Annotated in this window: 24 protein-coding genes and 1 tRNA gene; 13 read left to right on the top strand and 12 right to left on the bottom strand. The window is 33.6% G+C overall.

Features of this window, described 5'->3' with window-relative positions; genetic code table 11:
• Positions 1-28: 28 nt before the first annotated feature.
• Both ACX119_RS01855 and thiL read left to right on the top strand, forming a co-directional pair.
• The gene (locus ACX119_RS01855) at positions 29-1,327 is read left to right on the top strand and encodes a phosphomannomutase (RefSeq protein WP_459351453.1); all 1,299 of its coding nucleotides are present in this window, start codon (positions 29-31) and stop codon (positions 1,325-1,327) included.
• Positions 1,311-2,261, top strand: a complete 951-nt coding sequence (thiL, locus tag ACX119_RS01850; protein WP_459351452.1) for a thiamine-phosphate kinase — start codon at positions 1,311-1,313, stop codon at positions 2,259-2,261. The genes ACX119_RS01855 and thiL overlap by 17 nt, the downstream gene beginning before the upstream one ends.
• Here the strand turns inward: thiL and ACX119_RS01845 are convergent, their stop codons facing one another.
• A complete protein-coding gene (locus ACX119_RS01845) occupies positions 2,262-2,582 on the bottom strand; it encodes a hypothetical protein (RefSeq protein WP_459351451.1) in 321 nt (106 codons plus the stop codon).
• 116 nt (positions 2,583-2,698) lie between these two features.
• Here ACX119_RS01845 and ACX119_RS01840 point away from each other — a divergent pair, with 116 nt between their 5' ends.
• Positions 2,699-3,199: a 30S ribosomal protein S11 gene (locus tag ACX119_RS01840; protein ID WP_459351450.1), complete on the top strand. Its 501-nt coding sequence runs from the start codon at positions 2,699-2,701 to the stop codon at positions 3,197-3,199.
• On the opposite strand, the gene ACX119_RS01835 is transcribed toward ACX119_RS01840, so the two are convergent.
• Genes ACX119_RS01835 through ACX119_RS01825 form a run of 3 tightly spaced genes read right to left on the bottom strand, consistent with a single transcriptional unit; the run spans position 3,196 to position 5,365 of the window.
• Positions 3,196-3,507 (bottom strand): hypothetical protein, encoded by a 312-nt coding sequence (locus ACX119_RS01835; protein WP_459351449.1) that lies wholly within the window; start codon positions 3,505-3,507, stop codon positions 3,196-3,198. The two genes, ACX119_RS01840 and ACX119_RS01835, sit on opposite strands and share 4 nt — an antisense overlap.
• 2 nt (positions 3,508-3,509) lie before the next feature.
• Positions 3,510-3,920 (bottom strand): DNA-binding protein, encoded by a 411-nt coding sequence (locus tag ACX119_RS01830; RefSeq protein ID WP_459351448.1) that lies wholly within the window; start codon positions 3,918-3,920, stop codon positions 3,510-3,512.
• Positions 3,917-5,365: an RtcB family protein gene (locus ACX119_RS01825; protein WP_459351447.1), complete on the bottom strand. Its 1,449-nt coding sequence runs from the start codon at positions 5,363-5,365 to the stop codon at positions 3,917-3,919. Before ACX119_RS01825 ends, ACX119_RS01830 begins: the two co-directional genes overlap by 4 nt.
• Before the next feature lie 91 nt (positions 5,366-5,456).
• On the opposite strand from ACX119_RS01825, the gene ACX119_RS01820 reads away from it, so the two are divergent.
• From ACX119_RS01820 to ACX119_RS01810, 3 genes are all read left to right on the top strand, one after another.
• Positions 5,457-5,612, top strand: coding sequence for a hypothetical protein (locus ACX119_RS01820; RefSeq protein WP_297593360.1), 156 nt, complete (start codon positions 5,457-5,459; stop codon positions 5,610-5,612).
• A 75-nt stretch (positions 5,613-5,687) separates the two neighbouring features.
• Entirely contained in the window at positions 5,688-5,810 is a 123-nt protein-coding gene (locus tag ACX119_RS01815) for a hypothetical protein (protein WP_297593362.1), read from the top strand.
• Positions 5,811-5,869: 59 nt separating this feature from the next.
• On the top strand, positions 5,870-6,067 hold the full coding sequence (locus ACX119_RS01810; RefSeq protein WP_459351446.1) for a hypothetical protein: 198 nt from the start codon (positions 5,870-5,872) through the stop codon (positions 6,065-6,067).
• Positions 6,068-6,075: 8 nt separating this feature from the next.
• Here ACX119_RS01810 and ACX119_RS01805 read toward each other — a convergent pair whose 3' ends face one another.
• On the bottom strand, positions 6,076-6,501 hold the full coding sequence (locus ACX119_RS01805) for a universal stress protein (protein ID WP_459351445.1): 426 nt from the start codon (positions 6,499-6,501) through the stop codon (positions 6,076-6,078).
• Between the two features lie 112 nt (positions 6,502-6,613).
• Here ACX119_RS01805 and ACX119_RS01800 point away from each other — a divergent pair, with 112 nt between their 5' ends.
• From ACX119_RS01800 to purB, 3 genes are all read left to right on the top strand, one after another.
• On the top strand, positions 6,614-7,075 hold the full coding sequence (locus tag ACX119_RS01800; RefSeq protein WP_459351444.1) for a CBS domain-containing protein: 462 nt from the start codon (positions 6,614-6,616) through the stop codon (positions 7,073-7,075).
• Positions 7,076-7,083: 8 nt separating this feature from the next.
• Positions 7,084-7,305, top strand: a complete 222-nt coding sequence (locus tag ACX119_RS01795; RefSeq protein ID WP_459351443.1) for a hypothetical protein — start codon at positions 7,084-7,086, stop codon at positions 7,303-7,305.
• Positions 7,306-7,467: 162 nt separating this feature from the next.
• Positions 7,468-8,829, top strand: coding sequence for an adenylosuccinate lyase (gene purB / locus ACX119_RS01790; protein ID WP_459351442.1), 1,362 nt, complete (start codon positions 7,468-7,470; stop codon positions 8,827-8,829).
• Here purB and ACX119_RS01785 read toward each other — a convergent pair.
• Complete coding sequence (locus ACX119_RS01785; RefSeq protein WP_459351441.1) at positions 8,822-9,577, bottom strand: asparagine synthase C-terminal domain-containing protein; 756 nt, start codon at positions 9,575-9,577, stop codon at positions 8,822-8,824. The two genes, purB and ACX119_RS01785, sit on opposite strands and share 8 nt — an antisense overlap.
• A gap of 72 nt (positions 9,578-9,649) precedes the next feature.
• Between ACX119_RS01785 and ACX119_RS01780 the strand changes: the two genes are divergently transcribed.
• From ACX119_RS01780 to ACX119_RS01770, 3 genes are all read left to right on the top strand, one after another.
• Positions 9,650-9,928: a 4a-hydroxytetrahydrobiopterin dehydratase gene (locus tag ACX119_RS01780; RefSeq protein WP_459351440.1), complete on the top strand. Its 279-nt coding sequence runs from the start codon at positions 9,650-9,652 to the stop codon at positions 9,926-9,928.
• Between the two features lie 68 nt (positions 9,929-9,996).
• On the top strand, positions 9,997-10,812 hold the full coding sequence (locus tag ACX119_RS01775; protein WP_459351439.1) for a 6-pyruvoyl trahydropterin synthase family protein: 816 nt from the start codon (positions 9,997-9,999) through the stop codon (positions 10,810-10,812).
• Positions 10,813-10,819: 7 nt separating this feature from the next.
• Positions 10,820-13,138: a valine--tRNA ligase gene (locus ACX119_RS01770; protein ID WP_459351438.1), complete on the top strand. Its 2,319-nt coding sequence runs from the start codon at positions 10,820-10,822 to the stop codon at positions 13,136-13,138.
• Here ACX119_RS01770 and ACX119_RS01765 read toward each other — a convergent pair.
• From ACX119_RS01765 to ACX119_RS01745, 5 genes are read right to left on the bottom strand one after another with little or no spacing between them, the layout of a single operon-like run.
• Positions 13,135-13,830, bottom strand: coding sequence for a hypothetical protein (locus ACX119_RS01765; RefSeq protein ID WP_459351437.1), 696 nt, complete (start codon positions 13,828-13,830; stop codon positions 13,135-13,137). The two genes, ACX119_RS01770 and ACX119_RS01765, sit on opposite strands and share 4 nt — an antisense overlap.
• 2 nt (positions 13,831-13,832) lie before the next feature.
• Positions 13,833-15,002 carry a hypothetical protein gene (locus ACX119_RS01760; RefSeq protein ID WP_459351436.1) on the bottom strand — a complete coding sequence of 390 codons (1,170 nt, stop codon included), beginning with the start codon at positions 15,000-15,002 and terminating at the stop codon, positions 13,833-13,835.
• A 53-nt stretch (positions 15,003-15,055) separates the two neighbouring features.
• Entirely contained in the window at positions 15,056-15,673 is a 618-nt protein-coding gene (pdxT, locus tag ACX119_RS01755; protein WP_459351435.1) for a pyridoxal 5'-phosphate synthase glutaminase subunit PdxT, read from the bottom strand.
• Entirely contained in the window at positions 15,670-16,638 is a 969-nt protein-coding gene (pdxS, locus tag ACX119_RS01750) for a pyridoxal 5'-phosphate synthase lyase subunit PdxS (RefSeq protein ID WP_297593382.1), read from the bottom strand. Before pdxS ends, pdxT begins: the two co-directional genes overlap by 4 nt.
• Before the next feature lie 30 nt (positions 16,639-16,668).
• Positions 16,669-17,202 (bottom strand): hypothetical protein, encoded by a 534-nt coding sequence (locus ACX119_RS01745; RefSeq protein ID WP_459351434.1) that lies wholly within the window; start codon positions 17,200-17,202, stop codon positions 16,669-16,671.
• A gap of 88 nt (positions 17,203-17,290) precedes the next feature.
• On the opposite strand from ACX119_RS01745, the gene ACX119_RS01740 reads away from it, so the two are divergent.
• A tRNA-Trp gene (locus ACX119_RS01740) sits at positions 17,291-17,443 on the top strand.
• 11 nt (positions 17,444-17,454) lie between these two features.
• Here the strand turns inward: ACX119_RS01740 and ACX119_RS01735 are convergent.
• Complete coding sequence (locus tag ACX119_RS01735) at positions 17,455-19,722, bottom strand: aconitate hydratase (protein WP_459351433.1); 2,268 nt, start codon at positions 19,720-19,722, stop codon at positions 17,455-17,457.
• Between the last annotated feature and the right edge of the window lie 98 nt (positions 19,723-19,820).

Genomic DNA, 19,820 nt, shown 5'->3' with positions numbered 1-19,820 from the left:
AATAAAAAGCCTTTCCGAGTTGGAACAATTGAAGAAAACTATTTCTGGAATTAGAGGAATTTTTGGAGAGGATCTCAATCTTAAAGACACATTGCAATTTTGTAATAATTTTTCATCTCTAATTAAATCAAAAAAATGTGTTATTGGTATGGATACCAGACCAACAGGTGCTATGATAAAAGATGCTGCAAGTGCAGCGTTGATGAAAAATGGAATTGACGTATTTAGTTTAGGATTAGCTCCAACTCCAGTAGTTTTTAGAGAATCAAGATATTATCAAGCAGGAATTGTGATTTCATCATCGCACAACCCAATAGAGTGGAATGGGATGAAATTCATAATCAATGGACGTGGAATAAATGAAAAAGAATTACCACAGATTTTAGAAAATCAAGAGATTAGCATTTCAGAATTTGGAGTCGAAAAAAATATTTCAACATCTTACATTGAAGATGCAAAAAAGATAGTCGGAGAAATTGAAAATAAACCTAAAATTGCAGTAGATATCGGAGGAGGAGCGGCAAAGGATTTTGCTCCAAAACTACTAACTGAGATAGGATGTCAAGTACAAATTATTAATGAAAATCTAGTTAATTCCTCAAGAGGTCCAGATCCAACCACAGATGGATTATCAGACTTGATTTCAGCGTCAACTAAAAATGAAATTGGATTTGCATTTGACTTGGATGGAGATCGTTTAGTAGTAGTTAGAAATGGCAAAAAACAGATACCAGATGTGACATTAGGATTAGGTATTGTAAAATCTCTTGAATTAGGTTACAAGAATTTTGTTCTAAGTATTGATACGAGTGTATCCATTGAAAAATTCATCAAAGAAAGTGGAGGTACTGTAAAGAGATCTAAAGTTGGTGAGGCAAATGTGATAGATATGATGTTGCAGAATAAAGCTCAAGCAGGCGGAGAAGGAAGTAGTGGCGGTTTTATTTTACCAGAATTTAATTTTTGTAGAGATGGAATACTAACAAGTGGTCTAATCTCCTCAATGTTAGGAAATTCCAATTTTAATGAAATTTTAGACTTTATGGAAAGATATCAGCAAATAAGAGATAAAACAGAAGTTGATTCAAAGTTTCATGATAAAGTTATTGAAAATATTAGTGAGAAATTTTCAAAAGAGTATTCAGATGTTGATACATTAGATGGAATTAAAGGAATTATTGACGAGAATAGTTGGGTGTTAATTAGAAAATCAAATACCGAAGACATTATCAGAGTTTCAGCAGAATCAAATGATAAGCTAAAGTGTGAAAAGATAGTCAAAGATACATTAGAACTGGTGAAACAAAGTTATGAAAAAATTAGATGAAGAATCAATAATTAAAATAATTCAAGGGAAATTAGGAAATAAAAAATTTGTTTCTGAAGATGTAGAGATTTTCAATTTAGGGAAGACCAAAATTGTTTCAAAAATAGATACTCTAGTAGAAAGTTCAGATATTCCCCCTAAAATGGAACTAAGAGATGCTGCAAGAAAGAGCATTGTTGCATGTGTAAGTGATTTTGCTGCAAAAGGAGTTAGTCCTCAATTTGGAATTATATCAATAAATTTGCCAAACTCAATTACACGCTCAAAAATTGAGCAAATTTCTAAAGGTTTCAAATCTGCATGTGACGAATATGGGATAAAGATTCTTGGAGGAGACATTAACTCTGGAAAGGAATTTGTGTTTAATGTTTGCATTTTTGGAAAAACTGATTCCATAGTAAGGAGAAATGGTTCAAAAAGAGGAGATTTGGTATTTGTCACTGGTCCATTTGGGTATACATACACTGGATTGAGCATACTTTTAGGTAAAGAAAAGATTCGTGGAAAATTTGCTAAAAAAGCAATTGATTCAGTTCTTTACCCCAAAGCCATGCTAAAGTTTGGATTAAAGAATAAAAAATATTTTTCATCATCTATGGATTCTAGTGATGGGTTGTCTACTTCATTAAATGAATTATCAAAGCAGAGTAAAACTAAATTCATCATAAATCACATCCCTGCAAACAAAGATGTCAAGGAATATGCAAAATCGCAAAAAATGGATTTAAAAAAATTAGTTTTTCATGGAGGAGAAGAATATGATTTTGTATTTACAATAAATCCCAAATATCGAAATATTATCATGAAAAATTCCAAATTACTTCGAACACAGATTATTGAAATAGGTTATGTAACTAGTGGTAGAGGCGTATACATTGAGGAGGGTAAAAAATTGATAAAACTAAAAGATCTGGGTTGGAAACATTTTAGATAATCATTCACCATAAGAAAATTCTCGTTCTACATTATTTACAATACTAAATACTGAATCTGCAGGAAGAACTGAAACACATTCTTTAATCCATTTATCATCAAGATACATTAATCGATTAAATTCTTTTTCTGGCAGTTCATCAGGATTTGAATCAGGATACATGGAATGAATTTTGTATCCTTCATTTGCAATTAATTGGCATTTTTGTTCTAGTGGGGATAAACCAGATTCATCAGTTGGAGTCAGAAAGGAAAATGCCACTGAACCTAGCAATACAGATGCAATTGCTATTCCAATTGCCATAAAAATTATTGATGCCATTAATTCAAACCAAGCAATCACGTATATGAATAATCATCAATGTTTTCTCCAAGTGCCTGAATAACGAAGGCGGAAAAAATCAATGTTTTTTAAACCCTTCAAGGCCTGAGTAGACATTGTCAGAAACTGAAGCAAAAGTTGAGGAAGTTCCAGTCGAGGAAGAGATAGTTGAGGAAGTAAAATCTGAGGCTGAAGTCGAATCAAATGCTCAACCAGAGACCAAAAAAGAAGGTCCTGACAAATGGGGAATTGCCCATATTTACAGTAGTTACAATAATACAATTATTCACATGACCGATCTTACAGGTGCAGAAACTGTTGCCATTAGTTCTGGCGGAATTCATGTTAATGCAGATAGATACGAATCATCACCATTTGCAGCAATGAAAGCAGCAAATGCAGTTGTGGAATCTGCAAGAACAAAAGGATTTACTGGATTCCACATTAGAGTTCGTGCTGTTGGTGGAGTTGGTTCTAGAGTTCCAGGACCTGGTGCACAAGCAGCAATTAGAGCACTGGCCAGAGGCGGATTTAAAATTGGAAGAATTGATGATGTTACACCTATTCCTCATGATACCACCCGAAAGAAAGGTGGAAAAAGAGGAAGAAGAGTCTAGTTAGATATTTTTATTTTCAAGTCACAGCCTTTAGATCTAAAATAATCTCCAATAAAGTTTGCAAATTTATGAGGATGATCATTTTCGTTGTATTTTGAGATCATATCAGAAAACTTTTCTTCAATTCCTTGTTGTAAATTTGGTTTAAACGCTAGTTTGAAAAATGTCCATCCAAACTTTGATGTTGGTTCACTTAGAACATATCCATTGTATCCACCAACTAAACTTTCCATATGAGATAGTGCTTTTTTTACAGACAGTAAATCATCAACATAATTTTTACTTCCAATTTCTAAAACTATATTCATTTTTAGTCACTTTCTTCAGTAGAATGGGCACTTAGTTTGTCACTTAATGAAACGAATTTTCCGTCTTGCTCAACGTTGATTTTAGTTTGCATTCTAACATTGAGACCAATTGATCTAAACAGAGTCAATAACTTTCCACCATCAATTACTTCGTTTATTTCACCAGATTTTATTAATTCAGATAATTTGACTATAATCATTTTTGTCTCATTAGGAAATTGTGATTCGGCATTTTCTAAAACCTCCAATCCTCTAAATCCCAATTTACTTACTAGAAAATCTCTGGGGTTGCCTTGTTGTTTTTTTTGGTCTTCTTTAGGTGGTTCGACCTCCTTTCTTGAGGAGATATTTTTTTGCATCTCTGCTAATCTTTTTGCTTTTAGTCTTTCAAGTTCTGAATCTTCTTCGCTCAACCTTTAATCACACCTATTGGAACCAATTTAGCAACTTTGGTAGCAATTCCTAGATTATGAGAGACATTTACAACGGCATCAACGTCTTTGTATGCCTGAGGAGTCTCTTCGACAACACCGTCACGAGTCAATGCTTTGATAAATATGCCCTTATCATTTAGGGATTTTTTAACGTCATTTTCAGTATAATTTCGTCTTGCTTTGGAGCGTGACATGGTTCTTCCTGCTCCATGAGCAGTTGAGCCAAAACTCAAATCCATGGAATTTGGCTGTCCAAGTAAAATCCAGCTTGCAGTACCCATTGAGCCTGGAACCAAAACTGGCTGTCCCAAATCACGATATCGTGATGGAATTTCATCACGATTAGCAGGAAATGCCCTTGTTGCTCCTTTTCTGTGAACTACAAGTTTCCTCTCAGTGCCATTTACTTTGTGTTTTTCAACTTTGGCAATATTATGTGCAACATCATAAACTAAATTCATTTCAAGATCAGATTCTGATTGATTAAAGACTCGCTCAAAGGATTTTCTTGTCCAATGAGTAATCATTTGTCTATTACTCCATGCAAAATTTAGAGCAGAAAACATTGCTTTTCGATATGATTCTCCTTCTTCTGAAGTATTTGGAACACATGCAAGTTCTCTATCAGGTAAGTTAATGTTGTATTTTTCCATTGACTGCTCTGATACTCTAAGATAATCACTACACACTTGATGTCCAAATCCTCTAGAACCGCAGTGAATCAAAACTGTAATTGTTCCTTCTTTGATTCCCATTCTTTTAGCTGCAACTTCGTCATGAATTTCTGCAACTTTTTGCACTTCTAGGAAATGGTTTCCAGAACCTAGACTGCCAAGTTGTGGCGCTCCTCTTTTTCTTGCTTTATCAGAGACTTTGTTAGGATCAGCATTTGCAATTTTACCATTCTCTTCACAGACATCTGAATCATCAGTTGAGCCATATCCATGATCAATTGCCCAGTTAACTCCTCTAACTAATACTTCATCAAGCTCTGAATGACTAAGCTTGACTGCACCCTTAGAGCCAACACCAGAAGGAATTGAGCTAAAAAGATCAGTAACTAGTTCTTTTAGTTTTAAGCGAACTGCATCCTCTGTTAAATTTGAGCGAAGCAATCGAACTCCACAATTAATGTCATATCCAACACCACCTGGACTTATCATTCCTTCTTCAGCATCCATTGCAGCTACTCCACCTACAGGAAATCCATAACCTTCATGGCCATCAGGCAAAACTACACTATGTCCAACTATACCAGGAATTGATGAGACATTTCGTGCCTGCATGATAGTTCTATCAGTAAGCATTTTCTGCAATAATGGCTCATCAGCATAAATCCGAACAGGAACTTTCATACCCAAATTAGAATCAGCTTCAATTTGGTATTGGTTTTCTCCAATTTTCTTTGGAGTAATATTTGACATAAGTATCGGTAAAATTTACTTTCAATCCAATTTAAATCATCAGAAGAGTAAAGAGAATAATTTTAAATTAATTGAAAAATTATCAGTAAACATGTTAGATGAAGCAACAATTACACAAAAAGCAAATCAGTTACTTGCAGAATTAAGAGCCAAACCTGATTGGGAAATTGATGAAAAAAATTTCAAGCAAGGTTATTTCAAAGCTCTAGAGTGGGTTTTACAAGATACTGGAATCAAACAAAAATAAAATAATAATTATTGTTGTATTTTGATTTTTGATAATCAGAGACAATTTTAAGTTCAATGAAAACTGTGTATTGTTATGAGTAGTGATCCGTTTTGCCATTGTGGTTCTTGTGGTCATGAAAAAGTTGATGAATGCTACACAAAACAATGTGGTTGTTGTCTGACAGATCATCAAGGCTCATTTGCTAAAAATAGATAATTAGAACCAGAATTGAGATCAGTGATCTAATTTATCTATCATAAAATTATTCATTATACATGGCAAGAGGTAAATTAACTCAAAAAGAAATTGATGAGCAAAATGAGCAGCAAAAAATCAGAGCAAGTGCATCAAGAGCCGCACGAAGGAGTGGAAAGCCTTTGAAAAAAGAAGGCAAGGTAAGTAAAGCAAGAGCAAAAACAAAGGAACCAAGATCCCAAAAGAAAGTGGCTACTGTAAGAAAATCACGTTATTAATTAGTAGATTATTTTACTATCAGAACTGGCTTTTTAGATTTGTGTAGTACATATTTTGAGGTGCTGCCAAGAAAGATTTCTTTTGCAGATCCCATCCCTCTAGAGCCAATAACAATTAGATCAAAATTCTTTTTCTCAGCAATTTCAACAATTCTTTTTTCATCATCGCCATAAGACACACTATCGTAAAACAAAATTCCTTTTTTTGCTGCAATTAACTTTGATTTTTTCATAATTTTTTGGGCATACTCTAAAAGTACTTTTTCAAGTGGAGAAATTGGATCATTTGGATTGGGTTTAGTAATTCCTAACACATACAATCCAGTAATACTTGCTTGGCATTGCCTTGCCATGTGTATTGCAACATCAAGACCACGATAGGAATTTGAAGAACCATCCAAAGGAACAAGTATTTTTTTAATTTTTACTGCCACAAAGTAATTTGAATAATTTTTCTTTTAAAGTAAATTGAGATTATCTGGGATGATTTTCAACTTTGATATTCTAGAAGACTATCAAATATCAAATCAAACATTATAAAATAAAATGAAAGATGCAAAAAGTATTACAATTGGCGATATTATGACAAAATCAGTAATTTCAGTAGATTCCTCAATTACAGTAAATGAAGCAGCAAAAATGATGGAGGATGCTAAAGTAGGAGCTGTAATTGTAGTGGAAAATAATAAACCAGTAGGGATAGTTACTGACAGGGATTTTTCAGTTAAAGTTGCAGCACACGCATATCAAATCACAGCACCAATAAAACAAATAATGTCATCACCAGTTCTCACAATTAATTCTGATGAAACAATTAGAACTGCAGCAGATCTTATGCATGAAGAACGGGTTAGAAAATTACCTGTCATGCAAAATGGAAATGTGGTTGGAATAATTACTGCAACAGACATTGTAAATCTGCTAGCTGTGAGTTCTGAGGAAGATATTCGAAATATGTATTTTCATTCGGTAGCAAAAATATACACAGATTACAGCCCGTATAATTAGGAAATATTATGGTAATACCAATAATTGTATTGTTAGGAATTCCAATTTTACTTGGAATTGTATACATACCACCTTTTGAGATAACCGAAGAGATCCAAGAAGAGGTGATTTCAGAAGAGCCGAATCTAAGTTTTCTATATTATATTTTATTGGGAATTTGGACATTATATTTAATCAAAATTCTTTTTCAATTAAAAAAAGGAACTTTCAAGATAACTCAGAGGTATTAGCATGAACACTGCACCATATTGGAGAAAAAATATTTGTTCGGATTGCAAGCGGATGAAATGCCAAAAAGGTTGCAATTGTGATTGTTATCAATTAAGAGACAGAATTGATTAAGTTCTGATAACAGGAGTAGATTTATTTTCGATGTATTATGACTAAAGGTATTGGCAATTTTACCTATTGATAATGGGCGTTATGGCACTAAAGAAATGATGGCAATCTTTAGCGAACAAAAGAAAATTGATTATCAATTAGAGATTGAAGGTGCTGCTGCAATCTCTCAAAGCGAAATAGGAATGATTTCAAAAAGCATAGGCAAAGAGATCAACAGAGCAGCAACATCTGGAAAAATTACAGCTAAAAGAATCAAAGAGTTAGAGGCAAAAAGTGATCACGACACTGCAGCACTTGTTGAATCACTTAGTGAGAAATGCTCAAAAAATGCCAGGCCTTGGATTCACTATGGACTTACAAGCAATGACTTGGTAGATACTAGTAATTCAATGCAGATGCGAGACGCACTGCAAATTATAGAACCAAAAGTTGCAAAGATGGCATCAATTCTTGCAAAAAAAGCTGCAAAGTATTCAAAGATCCCAGCAGTTGGTAGAACACACGGTCAGCATGCAAGCATCATATCATTTGGATTAAAGTTTGCAAATTGGGCAGCAGAGATGGCAAAACATGTCGAGAGAATTGAAGAAATTAAGAAAAGAATTTTGATTTGTAAAACATTAGGAGTTGTTGGTACTGGCTCCCTAATGGGTGCAAAGTCACTTGAAGTTCAAAGAAGGGCAGCTAAACGACTAAAATTATACCCGGCAGAGGTTACAACTCAGATTGTTCCAAGGGAGAGATATGCAGAGTATGTATTTGAGTTGGCATTAATTGGCGCAACTCTGGAGAAAATTGCAGTAGAGATTAGGAATTTGCAGAGAACTGAGATTGGAGAAGTTGCCGAGCAATTCAAGAAAGGACAGATGGGAAGCAGTGCAGTTCCAGTAAAGAGAAATCCTATCAAAAGTGAGCGAGTATCATCATTATCCAAACTAGTTAGAAGTCAAGTGGCAGTGGCATTTGAGAACATACCATTATGGCATGAGCGAGATTTGTCAAATTCTGCAAATGAGAGATTTGTACTTCCAACAGTTTCCATTCTAGTCGACGAGATGCTTGAAACTATGACTAGAATTGTTTCAAACTTGATGGTCAATGAGAAAAGAATTGTAGATAATCTATACATCACAAAGGGGCAAATCTTTGCCGAATTTGTGCTTGAAGCACTGATCAAAAAAGGAGTACCAAGATTTGTTGCATACAAAGATGTTCAACGAGTTGCATTTGAGGCAAACGACAAAGGAATGCAATACATAGATGCAATCAAAAACGACAAGGCATTTACTTCAAAATTAACTGATAAAGAGATTGATGCCATATTTTCTCCAGAGAAACACCTAGGTGCATCACCTGCAATAATTAGCAATGTAGAGAAATCAGTTAAAAAAACAGTTAGTAAATTTATCTAGTTTTTAGCAATGCTTTGTGAATTTTAGAGCCATACTGTAAGGCCTTTTTTCGTTTAGTGCAAGAAATTTCTGGTACTTTGATTTCACTTGCTAATTTTCTAATAATGTGTTTACGATACAGATCCTCAGAGTCATGAATTTTCTCTGAAATTGGAATAGTTTTTGCATAATCTATAAAATTTGGCGACAACAAGGGCTGTAGTATCTTTACTCCAAATTCAGATGCAATTAGATTTACAGCCTTCATCATTTTTAGTTCATTATCCAATTTGGCATTCATTACATCAATTATTTGAGATTCCCCACCAGAGAATGCCTCTCTATATGCATTATATCCACAAAATAATTCATCTATTCCATTTGCTGTAACTACGGTATCAAGATTCAAACTGTTTGCTAGTTTGGAGACATAATAAAATGCAATACAATTTTCATTCCAGGAAAGATTCTCAGTCTTTATTGTTTCATGAATTTTTTTAGTAATGTTTGGAAAAGTTTCAGGATCAATTTCTAAAACATGGTGAGGGTATTTCAGAAAGGAGTTAACCTCTTTTGCAAATAAAATATCATGGGAGTCAGCAAAGCCAACAGTCAACAAAGTAATATCAAAATTCATCTCTGAGCAAATTTTTGAAATTAAGGTACTATCAACACCTCCTGAAAAAGCAATTCCAATTTTTTTATTGCTAACAGTTTCAGAAATGGAATTTTTAATATTCTCAAGGAGTTTTTGATTCATTTCATTCATAGTCGATCAATATTAGTTCCTATGGAAGGGTAATGAATCAATCTTTTAATTTAAGATTAATTCTAAAACAACATGATGAGATTATCAGAAAATGACATTATTGAAGAACTAAAGAACTTGCCAGGATGGAGCGTAGTCAATGAAAAACTACACAAGGAATTTCAATTTGAGAGCTTCAATCAGGCCTTTGGCTTTATGACTAGGGCCGCCATGGAGATTGAGAAAATGAATCATCATCCAGAGTGGTTTAATGTGTATAACAGACTAACTGTTGACTTGACCACCCATGACGCAGGAGGCATTACAAAAAATGATGTCAGACTAGCCAAAATTCTAAATTCATTGGAATAGAGATAGTATAGAATTTTAGGCACAATCATTACAGAATTTATATTATATCCATAGTCAGATGACTTCACATGGCCACAAGTCCAACAATTCTAGATTCAGATTTTAGATATATCGATAAAAATGGAAATTTACTCAAAACCCGTACTGAATTAACAGTGGCTCAAATGCTTACATTTCTAGAGGAAGAATACCAATACAATCACAAGATTACATTAAAGAACGGTAATCAAGTTACAGTTGATTTTAAAACAGAAAAAGGCCTAATCGAAGTTATTGATAATGATGAAGATATTGAAAAGTACAAACAGATCAAAGAAGACTTTCCTGAAGACAAAGTAATGGCAATAGGTCATGCAAAATATGTTGCACAAATAAAAGAATTACAAGACATTGTATTTTATGATAAAACACCACAAACAGGTTCTATATTTTTAGAAGATGCATCATTTTCATTTGATTATGCACATATCTTGCCTCTAGTTGAGAAATGTTCTATCCTTCATGGACATACATCATCAGTTATGGTGGAATTGGTAGGGCAGATGAAAGATAACTTGCTTTTAGATTTTGGCGAAGCTAAAAAAATCATCAAAGAAGTGGTAAATGTTTTTGATCATAAATTTTTCATCAATAGAAAATACCTTAGAAAAGAAGACGATTCACATTATATGATTCAATTTGAAGGACCAAAGGGAATGTTTGAGTTACAGGTTCCAAAAAATACAACATACCTATTGGAAGGTGAAGCTACTGTTGAGAATCTTTCAAGTGAAATTATCAAACTATTAGCACCAAAAATGCCATCAAATGTTGAGGCAGTTGGAGTTTACATCTATGAGGGTTACAATAAGGGCTCGCATATTATTTCAAATATTTCAAGATAGCTAAAAAATGGACCCAAAGATATCAGAAAAGGCATGGAATCCAGAGTTAGAGAAAGAAATTCTGAAGAGATGGCAAGACGAGAAAATTTATGATTTTACACCAACTGATGATAACTTTACCATAGATACCCCACCACCTTATCCTTCAGGAAGACCATGGCATATTGGTGCAGCAGCACACTATTCTCAGATTGACATGATTGCACGAACAGCAAGGATGGCTGGAAAAAATGTCTATTTCCCAATAGGAATTGACAGAAATGGGCTTCCAGTGGAATTGTACACTGAAAAAAAACACAATATCAGAATGAGGGAGACAGAGAGAGGAGAATTTCTAAAATTATGCAGAGAGGCACTTGATGATCTAGAGGCTGAGATGATTCTCATTATGAAAAGTTTGGGAATAAGTGGAGATTTTGCAAACTATTACAGAACAGATTCAGAAGAATACAGAGCACTAACTCAATCAACTTTCATTAATTTATGGAAGAAGGGTGAGGTGTATCTTGCAAACAGACCTAACAACTATGATTGGGTTTCTGGAACAACAATTGCAGATGCTGAAATTACTTACGAAGATTTGGCAACAAAGCTTGTCTATATGAAATTTAAAATTAAAGACACAGATAAGGAAATAATTATTGCAAGTACAAGACCAGAGCTACTTTGTGCATGTAGAACAATAATTGTAAATCCCGAAGATGATAGATATGTTCAATATATTGGAAAAAAAGTTACGGTTCCAATTACAAATGCTGAAGTTGAATTAAGAACACACCATTCAGCACAACAAGAATTTGGATCAGGTGCTGTAATGGTTTGTAGCTATGGTGATCAAAACGACGTTGCATTATTTAGAGAATTAGAGTTGGAGGAAATTGTTGCAATTGGTCTAGATGGAAAAATGACTGAAGCTGCTGGAGAATATGCAGGATTAAAACCAAAACAAGCAAGAACCAAAATTATCGAAGACCTTGAAGAAAAAGGATTTGTAGAAAAAATTGAAGATATTAATCACAGGACTCCTGTTTCAGAGAGAAGTAAAATTCCAATTGAAATTATTCCAATGGAAGAATATTATCTTAAACAAAAAGAATCAATTGAAAAAATGAGAAAAATGGGAGCTGAAATAAATTTCCATCCTGCAATGCATAAACAAATTCTGATGAATTGGCTTGAATCAATCAATATTGACTGGCCAATTTCTAGACGAAGATACTATGGCACAGAAATTCCCATATGGTACTGTAAAAATTGCTCAGAAGCACATGTTCCTGAGCCTGGAAAATACTATAGACCATGGGAAGAGAAATGCCCCATCAAAAAATGTACAAAATGTGGCTCTGAGGAATTTGTAGGAGAGGAGAGAACTTTTGATACATGGATGGATTCCAGTGTATCACCACTTTTTGTAAGTAAATACAACAAAGATGAAGAGTTTTTCAAAAAAGTATATCCTACATCAATTAGACCACAGGCAAAAGACATTGTTAGAACTTGGTTATACTATACACTTCTTAGATGTGAGCAGCTAACAGGTGAAAAGCCATGGGATGAAGCATGGATTATGGGTTATGGGTTAGATGAGAAAGGAATGAAGATGAGCAAGAGTAAAGGAAATGCAATTGATCCTTTACCAGTAATTGAAAAATTGGGTGCTGACACGTTTAGATTTTGGAGTGCCAGTGAGATCAATCATGGTTATGATTTCAGATGTAATGAACAAAAAATTGAATCAACAAAGAAATTCTTGAGTAAATTGTGGAATGTATCAAGATTTTTGTCTAGCTTTCCAGTAATTGAATCAGGAACTCCTAATGCATCAGATAAATGGATTTTATCAGAACTAGATAATCTAGTTAAAGAATGCAAAAGAGGATACAATGAATATAATTTCTTTGTTCCAGCTATTGCAATCAGAGAGTTCACTTGGAATGTATTTGCAGCACATTATATCGAGATGGTAAAAGCTAGAGCCTATGGAATTGATTTTTCTGATGAAGAAAGAGACGGTGCAATATTTACATTGCACAAAGTATTGGCAACTATTCTAAAATTATTAGCACCAATTACACCATTTATCACAGAATATCTTTGGGGAATTTTGTATTCAAAAGAGAGCATTCACAAACAAAAACAAGTAGAGATAGAAAATATTGAAGACAAAAGTGAGATAACAAAAGAGATTACAGAATTTAATTCCAAAGTTTGGAATGAGAAAAAGGCTCAGAACTTGTCGTTAAAAGATTCAATTAAAATTGAGATTCCTGCTAGTCTAGAATCATTCAAAAAAGACCTAAAATCTATGCACAATTTAGCAGATTAAACAGTCATTATACCATTAGTAATCAAATATTGAATACCCTGAACAAATGTTTCATCATCAATTTGATCTGATGCCCACCATTCAGCATTACTCTTTATCCAAGAAGGAATTTCCTTACCAGATGATTCTCCTGATTCAGTCTCTGGAATATCCATAATTCCATTAGTAATCAAATATTGAATACCCTGAACAAATGTTTCATCATCAATTTGATCTGATGCCCACCATTCAGCATTACTCTTTATCCAAGAAGGAATTTCTATTTCTGGCTCTACAATGAAGGGATTAAGTGTTGTAGTTCCAATTATGTCAATAATTGAATCCCCTCCAAAAAATGGAATTACAAGTGTTCTAGAAGTTGAAGAAGTTTCTTTTTCAACATAATGAGTTTCAAAACCATCAACTAAAACGAAAAAAATATCATCGGATGTATCAAATTTTGCATCTAAGAGGGTTCTAGGAATTGTAATTTCAAAAGTTCCATCAGATGTAGTATCCATTGTAATAACTAATTCAATAAAATCAGGATCTAAATACATTGATTCGACAATTCCATTTTCAATTTCATAAGAAACATCAAATGAGTGAACTAAGATGGAACCTGTATCAGCAAAAGAGAGTTGTATACTTGTTGGTATTAGTAATATTGAAAAAATTAATCCTAAAAAAAACATAGAATTTTTAGTATTCATGTTTAATTCCCAGATAAACCAACATCTTCGTTTAATTCAACAGAAATGTCTGAGCCAGAATTTTCATCTGTCGTATCATTTGGAATTTCATCTACAGATGAAATTATCTTTGTTAGAGTTGCGTCACCTTCAAGAAACCACATGTTTGAAATTTTACTTTGGGGTCCAAGAATAGAAACTTGAGTTGAGCCATCAATTTCGTTAATTGGAGAATCAGAATTTAAGTAAATTTTGAGCGTAGAATGGACTTCTTCCATTAAATTATCTTCTAAAAATGCAATAATTACAAGAGAATCTTTAGCTCCAGAATTACCTGAAGATATAGCTCTGGCTTTTCCAAATCCACAATTGTAAGGAACATCATCAACTAAAACTTCACATTCTTGTAATTCTAATTTCAAATTTGATTTATTTTTATCAAAAGTCTTGAAAGTCATAAAACCAGTAAGCAAAGACGATTGAGGATCGTTACCAATTGAAGTTGCATCTACAGAATCAAAAACAAGTTCAAAGGATTCATCAATAGTTGTTTTACCCATTTTTTTACCTAAATAGTCCCCACTGTTGATTTTTTCAAGAATTTTTTGAGTTCTTGTATCCAATTTTTCTGATTTTTCTAGGAGTTTTTCACGAATTTTTTCAGATTTTTGTGCAATTTTGCTTTCTAATGTATCAGAAAGAGCAGAAAAGTTTTCAACATCATTGGCCCGATTTAATTCAATTTTATTTTGATATTTTTCTTTAATTTCTTGTAATTTTTTCTTAAAGTCGTTAGCTTTCTCCATTAATTTTTCTTCTAACCTTTTTCTATCAGACTCAAGCTTTGTTTTCTTATCTTCAACTCGTTGTTTTTTCTCCTCTAGCTTATCTTCAACTCGTTGTTTTTTCTCCTCTAGCTTATCTTCAACTCGTTGTTTTTTCTCCTCTAGCTTATCTTCAACTCGTTGTTTTTTCTCCTCTAGCTTATCTTCAACTCGTTGTTTTTTCTCCTCTAGCTTATCTTCAACTCGTTGTTTTTTCTCGTCATTTTTTTCGATTTGTTTATCAATTTTATCCGAAGTATCTTTATCAGAAATATTTTGTGCAAATGATTCGTCTATAGAAAAGATTCCAAAAGATCCACTTAGTAAAATAGATGCCATAATACCAAAAAATACAAATTTTTTGTCCATTTTGAAAGCTTGACGGAATAATGGTTAAAAAGATTACTTAGTAATGATATGTTTTAATTTATTTTTGATTTTACGAGATTGAGAAAATATTTGTGAAGTGATGTATCAGTGGTAAGTTCAGGATGAAAAGAAGTACCAATCACATTTCCCTTTTTTACAGCAACAATACGATCATTTAGTTTTGATAAAATTTCGACATCAGAGCCAACATCAGAAACAGATGGTGCCCGGATAAAAACACCGTTAAATTTTGGAATATTTATGGAATCTAATGATATGTCAGATTCAAATGATTCACGTTGTCGTCCAAAAGAATTTCTTTCAAGTTTGATGTCAAGGATATCCAATAAGGGCTGATTGGTCTTTCCTACTACACGATCATCAGCTGTTTTTGAAAGCATTACCATACCAGCACATATTCCTAGAACAGGCATTCCATTCTCAATTTTTTCTTTTAGAATCTTCAATGATCCATTAACCAAAGATAATTGTCCAATTGTTGTACTTTCCCCTCCAGGAATAATCAAGCCATCAATTTTTGAAATTTCATCTGGTGTTTTTACAGCAATTACTTTTCCTTCAACACCTAAATCATCCAGTGCGTTTTTTACAGATAGTAAATTTTCCTGCACATCACCTTGTATGGCTAAAACGCCTATACAAATACTCATGATGTCCCACCACGATCTTGCATACGTAATTCTAAGGTGTTAACATCTAATCCCAACATAGATTGTCTTTCATCAATCATTTTTTGAGCTTCTTTTACTTTATCGGATTCATTCCAAAATGTTGTTGCCAATACAATTGCTCTAGCTCTTTCTTTAGCATCATCAGCATTAAAAATTCCAGAACCAACAAAAATACCATCGCATCCTAATGACATCAAATATGCTGCATCTGCAGGAGTGGCAATTCCACCAGCTGCAAAATTAACAACTGGTAATCTTCCAAGTTTTGCAGTTTGCTCAACAATATCATATGAAACTTTGAATTCTCTTGCCATTCTAACAAGATCTTGATTATCACCAGAGTCATAAATTGACTTTATAGTTCTAAGTTCATCATTTACTTTTTTGATATGGGTTACTGCTTCTGCAACATTTCCTGTTCCAGGTTCTCCTTTTGTTCTAATCATTGCAGCACCTTCTTCAATTCTTCTTAATGCTTCAGATAACGATCTTGCACCATTAACAAAAGGTGTTGTAAAATCCCATTTCCAAATATGATGAGATTCATCTGCAGGAGTTAATACTTCAGATTCATCAATCATATCCACATCAGTTTCTTGAAGAACTAATGCTTCATTGACATGACCAATTCTACACTTTGCCATTACAGGAATAGTTACAGAGTCCATAATGTCTTCAATGATTCTAATACTTGCTGTTCGTGCAACACCACCTGCTTTTCTTACTTCAGATGGAAGCTTGTCTAAAACCATAACTGAAACTGCACCTGCCTCCTCAGCTATTTGTGCTTGCTCAACATTTGTGACATCCATTACAACTCCATTTTTTAGCATATGGGCAAATCCACGTTTAAGAGTAGAGGAGCCACGAATTACATCATTAAAATCTACTTTTTCAGATATTATTCCTTTAGCATCATTACGTTCACCAGATAAAGGTAGCATACTCTAATTTTCACTTCAGCCTATTTGTACCTATTCACTAATTTTAGATATAATTTGATCTAGTTCAGATTCAACCATAGTAATTATTGGAGGAATAAAATTTGATGTGACATTTTGTTCAGGCCAATGGATTTGGTTTGCACGACCATTAAGAGTAACTTTGACATTAGATTTTTGATATTCAGTTGCGTTATCAAAAACTACAAAAGATTCAGATGGAATTGAAATAAAGCCAGTTTCTTTAATCAATGCTTTTAATTTGTTTAAGGTTACTTCATCTATTTTGGAACGAATGTCAGGTTTTGGATATCCTTGATCAGTTACAGAATATTTTACATCACCATCATTTTTAATTAAAAGAATTTCAGTTTTTTGAGATCCAACTCTTTCAGTAACTCCATAAGAAATTTTTTTTAATTGATGCTTTGTGTATTCGATTTCAATTTTATCAAATGAATTAGCTGCAGAAATAGGAATTTCATTTTTAGTTAGTAATGGTACAGAAAGTAAAAGTGCAACAATTACAGGAATTGCACCTAAAAGTAAGTAAAATTTTTTCACCATGATTGATTTACAATGAGAAATCGTTGATTATGCAAATAAATCTTGGTTAAAATAACTTAAAATTCAAGTCTATTTCATTCTTGATTGTGGGGTCGTAGCCTAGCCTGGTAGGGCGACAGTGTCTACGATTAGATCACCGCTAAGGGCTCCAGAGGTAAACTAAGCTAAACTGACTCACGGATGATGTAAGTTTGGAGCTGTAGTGACCCGTAGGTCGCCGGTTCGATTCCGGTCGGCCCCACGTTGAAATTTTTACGGATTATTTCTTAAAACATTAAGTGCTGAGCCAGCTTTGAACCACGCAATTTGTGCTTCATTATAGGAATGGTTTAGCAGAATCTCTTCTTTATTTCCATCACTATGTGTAATTACACATCTAACTTGCTTGTGTGGTGCTAGATTATCAAGTTCAATTAAACTGATTTTATCATCTTCTAAAATTTTATCATAATCAGAAGGATTGTCAAAAGTCAATGCCAAAATTCCTTGTTTTTTCAAATTTGTTTCATGAATTCTAGCTAGACTTTTTGTAATTACTGCAACACATCCCAAATATCTTGGTGTCATTGCAGCATGTTCTCTACTACTACCTTCCCCGTAATTGTTATCACCAATAATCACCCAGTTCATTTGTTTTTCTTTGTATTGACGAGCAATTTTTGCAAATGGTTCTTGTTGGTTATTAAGAATATTTTTGCCAACTCCCACTTCATCATTGAATGCATTAACTGCACCCAAAAGCATGTTATCACTTAGATTATCCAAGTGACCTCTTAGGGATAACCAGGCACCTGCAGGAGAAATATGATCAGTTGTACATTTTCCCTTTGCCTTTACCATTATTGGTAATTCTTCGAAATCTTTTCCACTCCATGCAGGAAATGGCTCTAACCTTTGCAGTCGTTTGCTATTAGGATCAATTATTACTTCAACATCTTTAGAATTCTCTGGAGGGGCAACAAAAATCCCTTCAGGTCTCATGAATCCTTCTTTTGGAACTTCAGGTGCTGGTTTTGGTGGTTCTAGCTTAAACTTTGTACCATCTGCAGCAGTTAATTCATCTTTTAATGGATTAAAAGATAGTCTTCCACCTAATGATAAAGCAATGATCATTTCAGGACTTCCAATAAAGTTTAGTGTATTTCGATGACCATCATTTCTGCCAGGGAAGTTTCGATTAAAGGTTGTAACTATAGTATTTTTTTGATCTTTTTCTAATTCAGGTCTATTCCATTGACCAATACATGGGCCACATGCATTTGCTAATACTGTAGCACCAATCTCTTTTAGGGAATCCATTTGACCATCACGCTCTATTGTTCCTCTAATTTGTTCAGAACCAGGAGTAACTAGTAAAGGAATTTTAGATTTAATTCCTTTTACTCTTGCTTGTTCAGCAATACTTGCAGCTCTTGACATGTCCTCATACGATGAATTTGTGCAACTTCCAATTAATGCAACAGAGATTGGATCCACATAATCATTAGAAGTTACATCATCAGATAGTTCAGAAATACTTCTTGCCAAATCTGGAGTGTGTGGTCCAACAATATGTGGCTCTAATGTTGAGAGATCAATTTCAATTACTCTATCAAAAAAGTTTTCTGGATTATTTTCAATTTCAGGATCTGCAATAAGTGAATCTTTATTTTGATTAGCTAATTCAGCAATGTCAGCTCTGTTTGTATATTTTAGATATGTTTCCATTCTTTCATCATATGGAAAAATCGAACATGTTGCACCAATTTCAGCTCCCATATTAGTAATGGTTGCTTTACCTGTACAACTAATTGATTTAGTACCAGGACCAAAGTATTCAACAATTGCATTAGTACCACCAGATACTGTTAATTCTTCTGCAACTTTTAGTATGATATCTTTTGGTGCAGTCCATCCATTTAGTGCGCCAGTTAATTTAACTCCAATTTTTTTAGGAAAAAGTAATTCCCATGGTAATCCAGCCATTGTTTCAGCAGCATCAAGACCACCTACACCTATTGCAATCATTCCTAATCCGCCAGCATTTGGAGTATGTGAATCAGTACCAATCATTAATCCTCCAGGGAAAGCATAATTTTCTAAAACCACTTGATGAATAATTCCTGCTCCTGGCTTCCAAAATCCACAACCATATTTTGCAGATGCAGATTGTAAGAATTTGAATACTTCACTGTTTTCATCAAGTGAAACTTTCATATCTATATCTCCTTGAACTTCAGCTCTAATGAGATGATCACAATGAACAGTAGTTGGCAAAGATGTTTTTTCTAGTCCGGCTTGCATAAATTGAAGCATTACCATTTGACCAGTTACATCTTGTAGAGCCACTCTGTCAGGTTTGAGAAAAACATAATCTTTTCCACCTTCGAATTTTTTTTCATCTATCTTGTTAAAATGACCTGCAAGAATTTTCTCAGTTAGTGTAAGTGGTCTTCCTACAGTTGATCTGTATTTTTTGATATTGTCTTTTAATTTTAGATATACACTTGAAACTAGTTCTGGGGTGGAATCAATTTCCATATGAGCAATAAATTCATCCCGAATTTATATTTGCAATTACAAAAATATCTAAAATTGTTTTCACAGGCATGAAAATTCTTAACAATTATAAGCGAAAA

The sequence above is a fragment of the Nitrosopumilus sp. S4 genome, from assembly GCF_054515835.1.
The sequence above is the reverse complement of the archived record's forward strand: the minus strand, read 5'-3'. Positions and strand labels throughout refer to the sequence as shown.

Coding starts and splice junctions, on each gene's coding strand:
- thiL (WP_459351452.1), top strand. CDS start 1,311: ATGAAAAAATTAGATGAAGAATCAATAATTAAAATAATTCAAGGGAAA.
- ACX119_RS01845 (WP_459351451.1), bottom strand. CDS start 2,582: ATGGCATCAATAATTTTTATGGCAATTGGAATAGCAATTGCATCTGTA.
- ACX119_RS01835 (WP_459351449.1), bottom strand. CDS start 3,507: ATGAATATAGTTTTAGAAATTGGAAGTAAAAATTATGTTGATGATTTA.
- ACX119_RS01825 (WP_459351447.1), bottom strand. CDS start 5,365: ATGTCAAATATTACTCCAAAGAAAATTGGAGAAAACCAATACCAAATT.
- ACX119_RS01820 (WP_297593360.1), top strand. CDS start 5,457: ATGTTAGATGAAGCAACAATTACACAAAAAGCAAATCAGTTACTTGCA.
- ACX119_RS01815 (WP_297593362.1), top strand. CDS start 5,688: ATGAGTAGTGATCCGTTTTGCCATTGTGGTTCTTGTGGTCATGAAAAA.
- ACX119_RS01810 (WP_459351446.1), top strand. CDS start 5,870: ATGGCAAGAGGTAAATTAACTCAAAAAGAAATTGATGAGCAAAATGAG.
- ACX119_RS01800 (WP_459351444.1), top strand. CDS start 6,614: ATGAAAGATGCAAAAAGTATTACAATTGGCGATATTATGACAAAATCA.
- ACX119_RS01795 (WP_459351443.1), top strand. CDS start 7,084: ATGGTAATACCAATAATTGTATTGTTAGGAATTCCAATTTTACTTGGA.
- ACX119_RS01785 (WP_459351441.1), bottom strand. CDS start 9,577: ATGAATGAAATGAATCAAAAACTCCTTGAGAATATTAAAAATTCCATT.
- ACX119_RS01780 (WP_459351440.1), top strand. CDS start 9,650: ATGATGAGATTATCAGAAAATGACATTATTGAAGAACTAAAGAACTTG.
- ACX119_RS01775 (WP_459351439.1), top strand. CDS start 9,997: ATGGCCACAAGTCCAACAATTCTAGATTCAGATTTTAGATATATCGAT.
- ACX119_RS01770 (WP_459351438.1), top strand. CDS start 10,820: ATGGACCCAAAGATATCAGAAAAGGCATGGAATCCAGAGTTAGAGAAA.
- ACX119_RS01765 (WP_459351437.1), bottom strand. CDS start 13,830: ATGAATACTAAAAATTCTATGTTTTTTTTAGGATTAATTTTTTCAATA.
- ACX119_RS01760 (WP_459351436.1), bottom strand. CDS start 15,002: ATGGACAAAAAATTTGTATTTTTTGGTATTATGGCATCTATTTTACTA.
- pdxT (WP_459351435.1), bottom strand. CDS start 15,673: ATGAGTATTTGTATAGGCGTTTTAGCCATACAAGGTGATGTGCAGGAA.
- pdxS (WP_297593382.1), bottom strand. CDS start 16,638: ATGCTACCTTTATCTGGTGAACGTAATGATGCTAAAGGAATAATATCT.
- ACX119_RS01745 (WP_459351434.1), bottom strand. CDS start 17,202: ATGGTGAAAAAATTTTACTTACTTTTAGGTGCAATTCCTGTAATTGTT.
- ACX119_RS01735 (WP_459351433.1), bottom strand. CDS start 19,722: ATGGAAATTGATTCCACCCCAGAACTAGTTTCAAGTGTATATCTAAAA.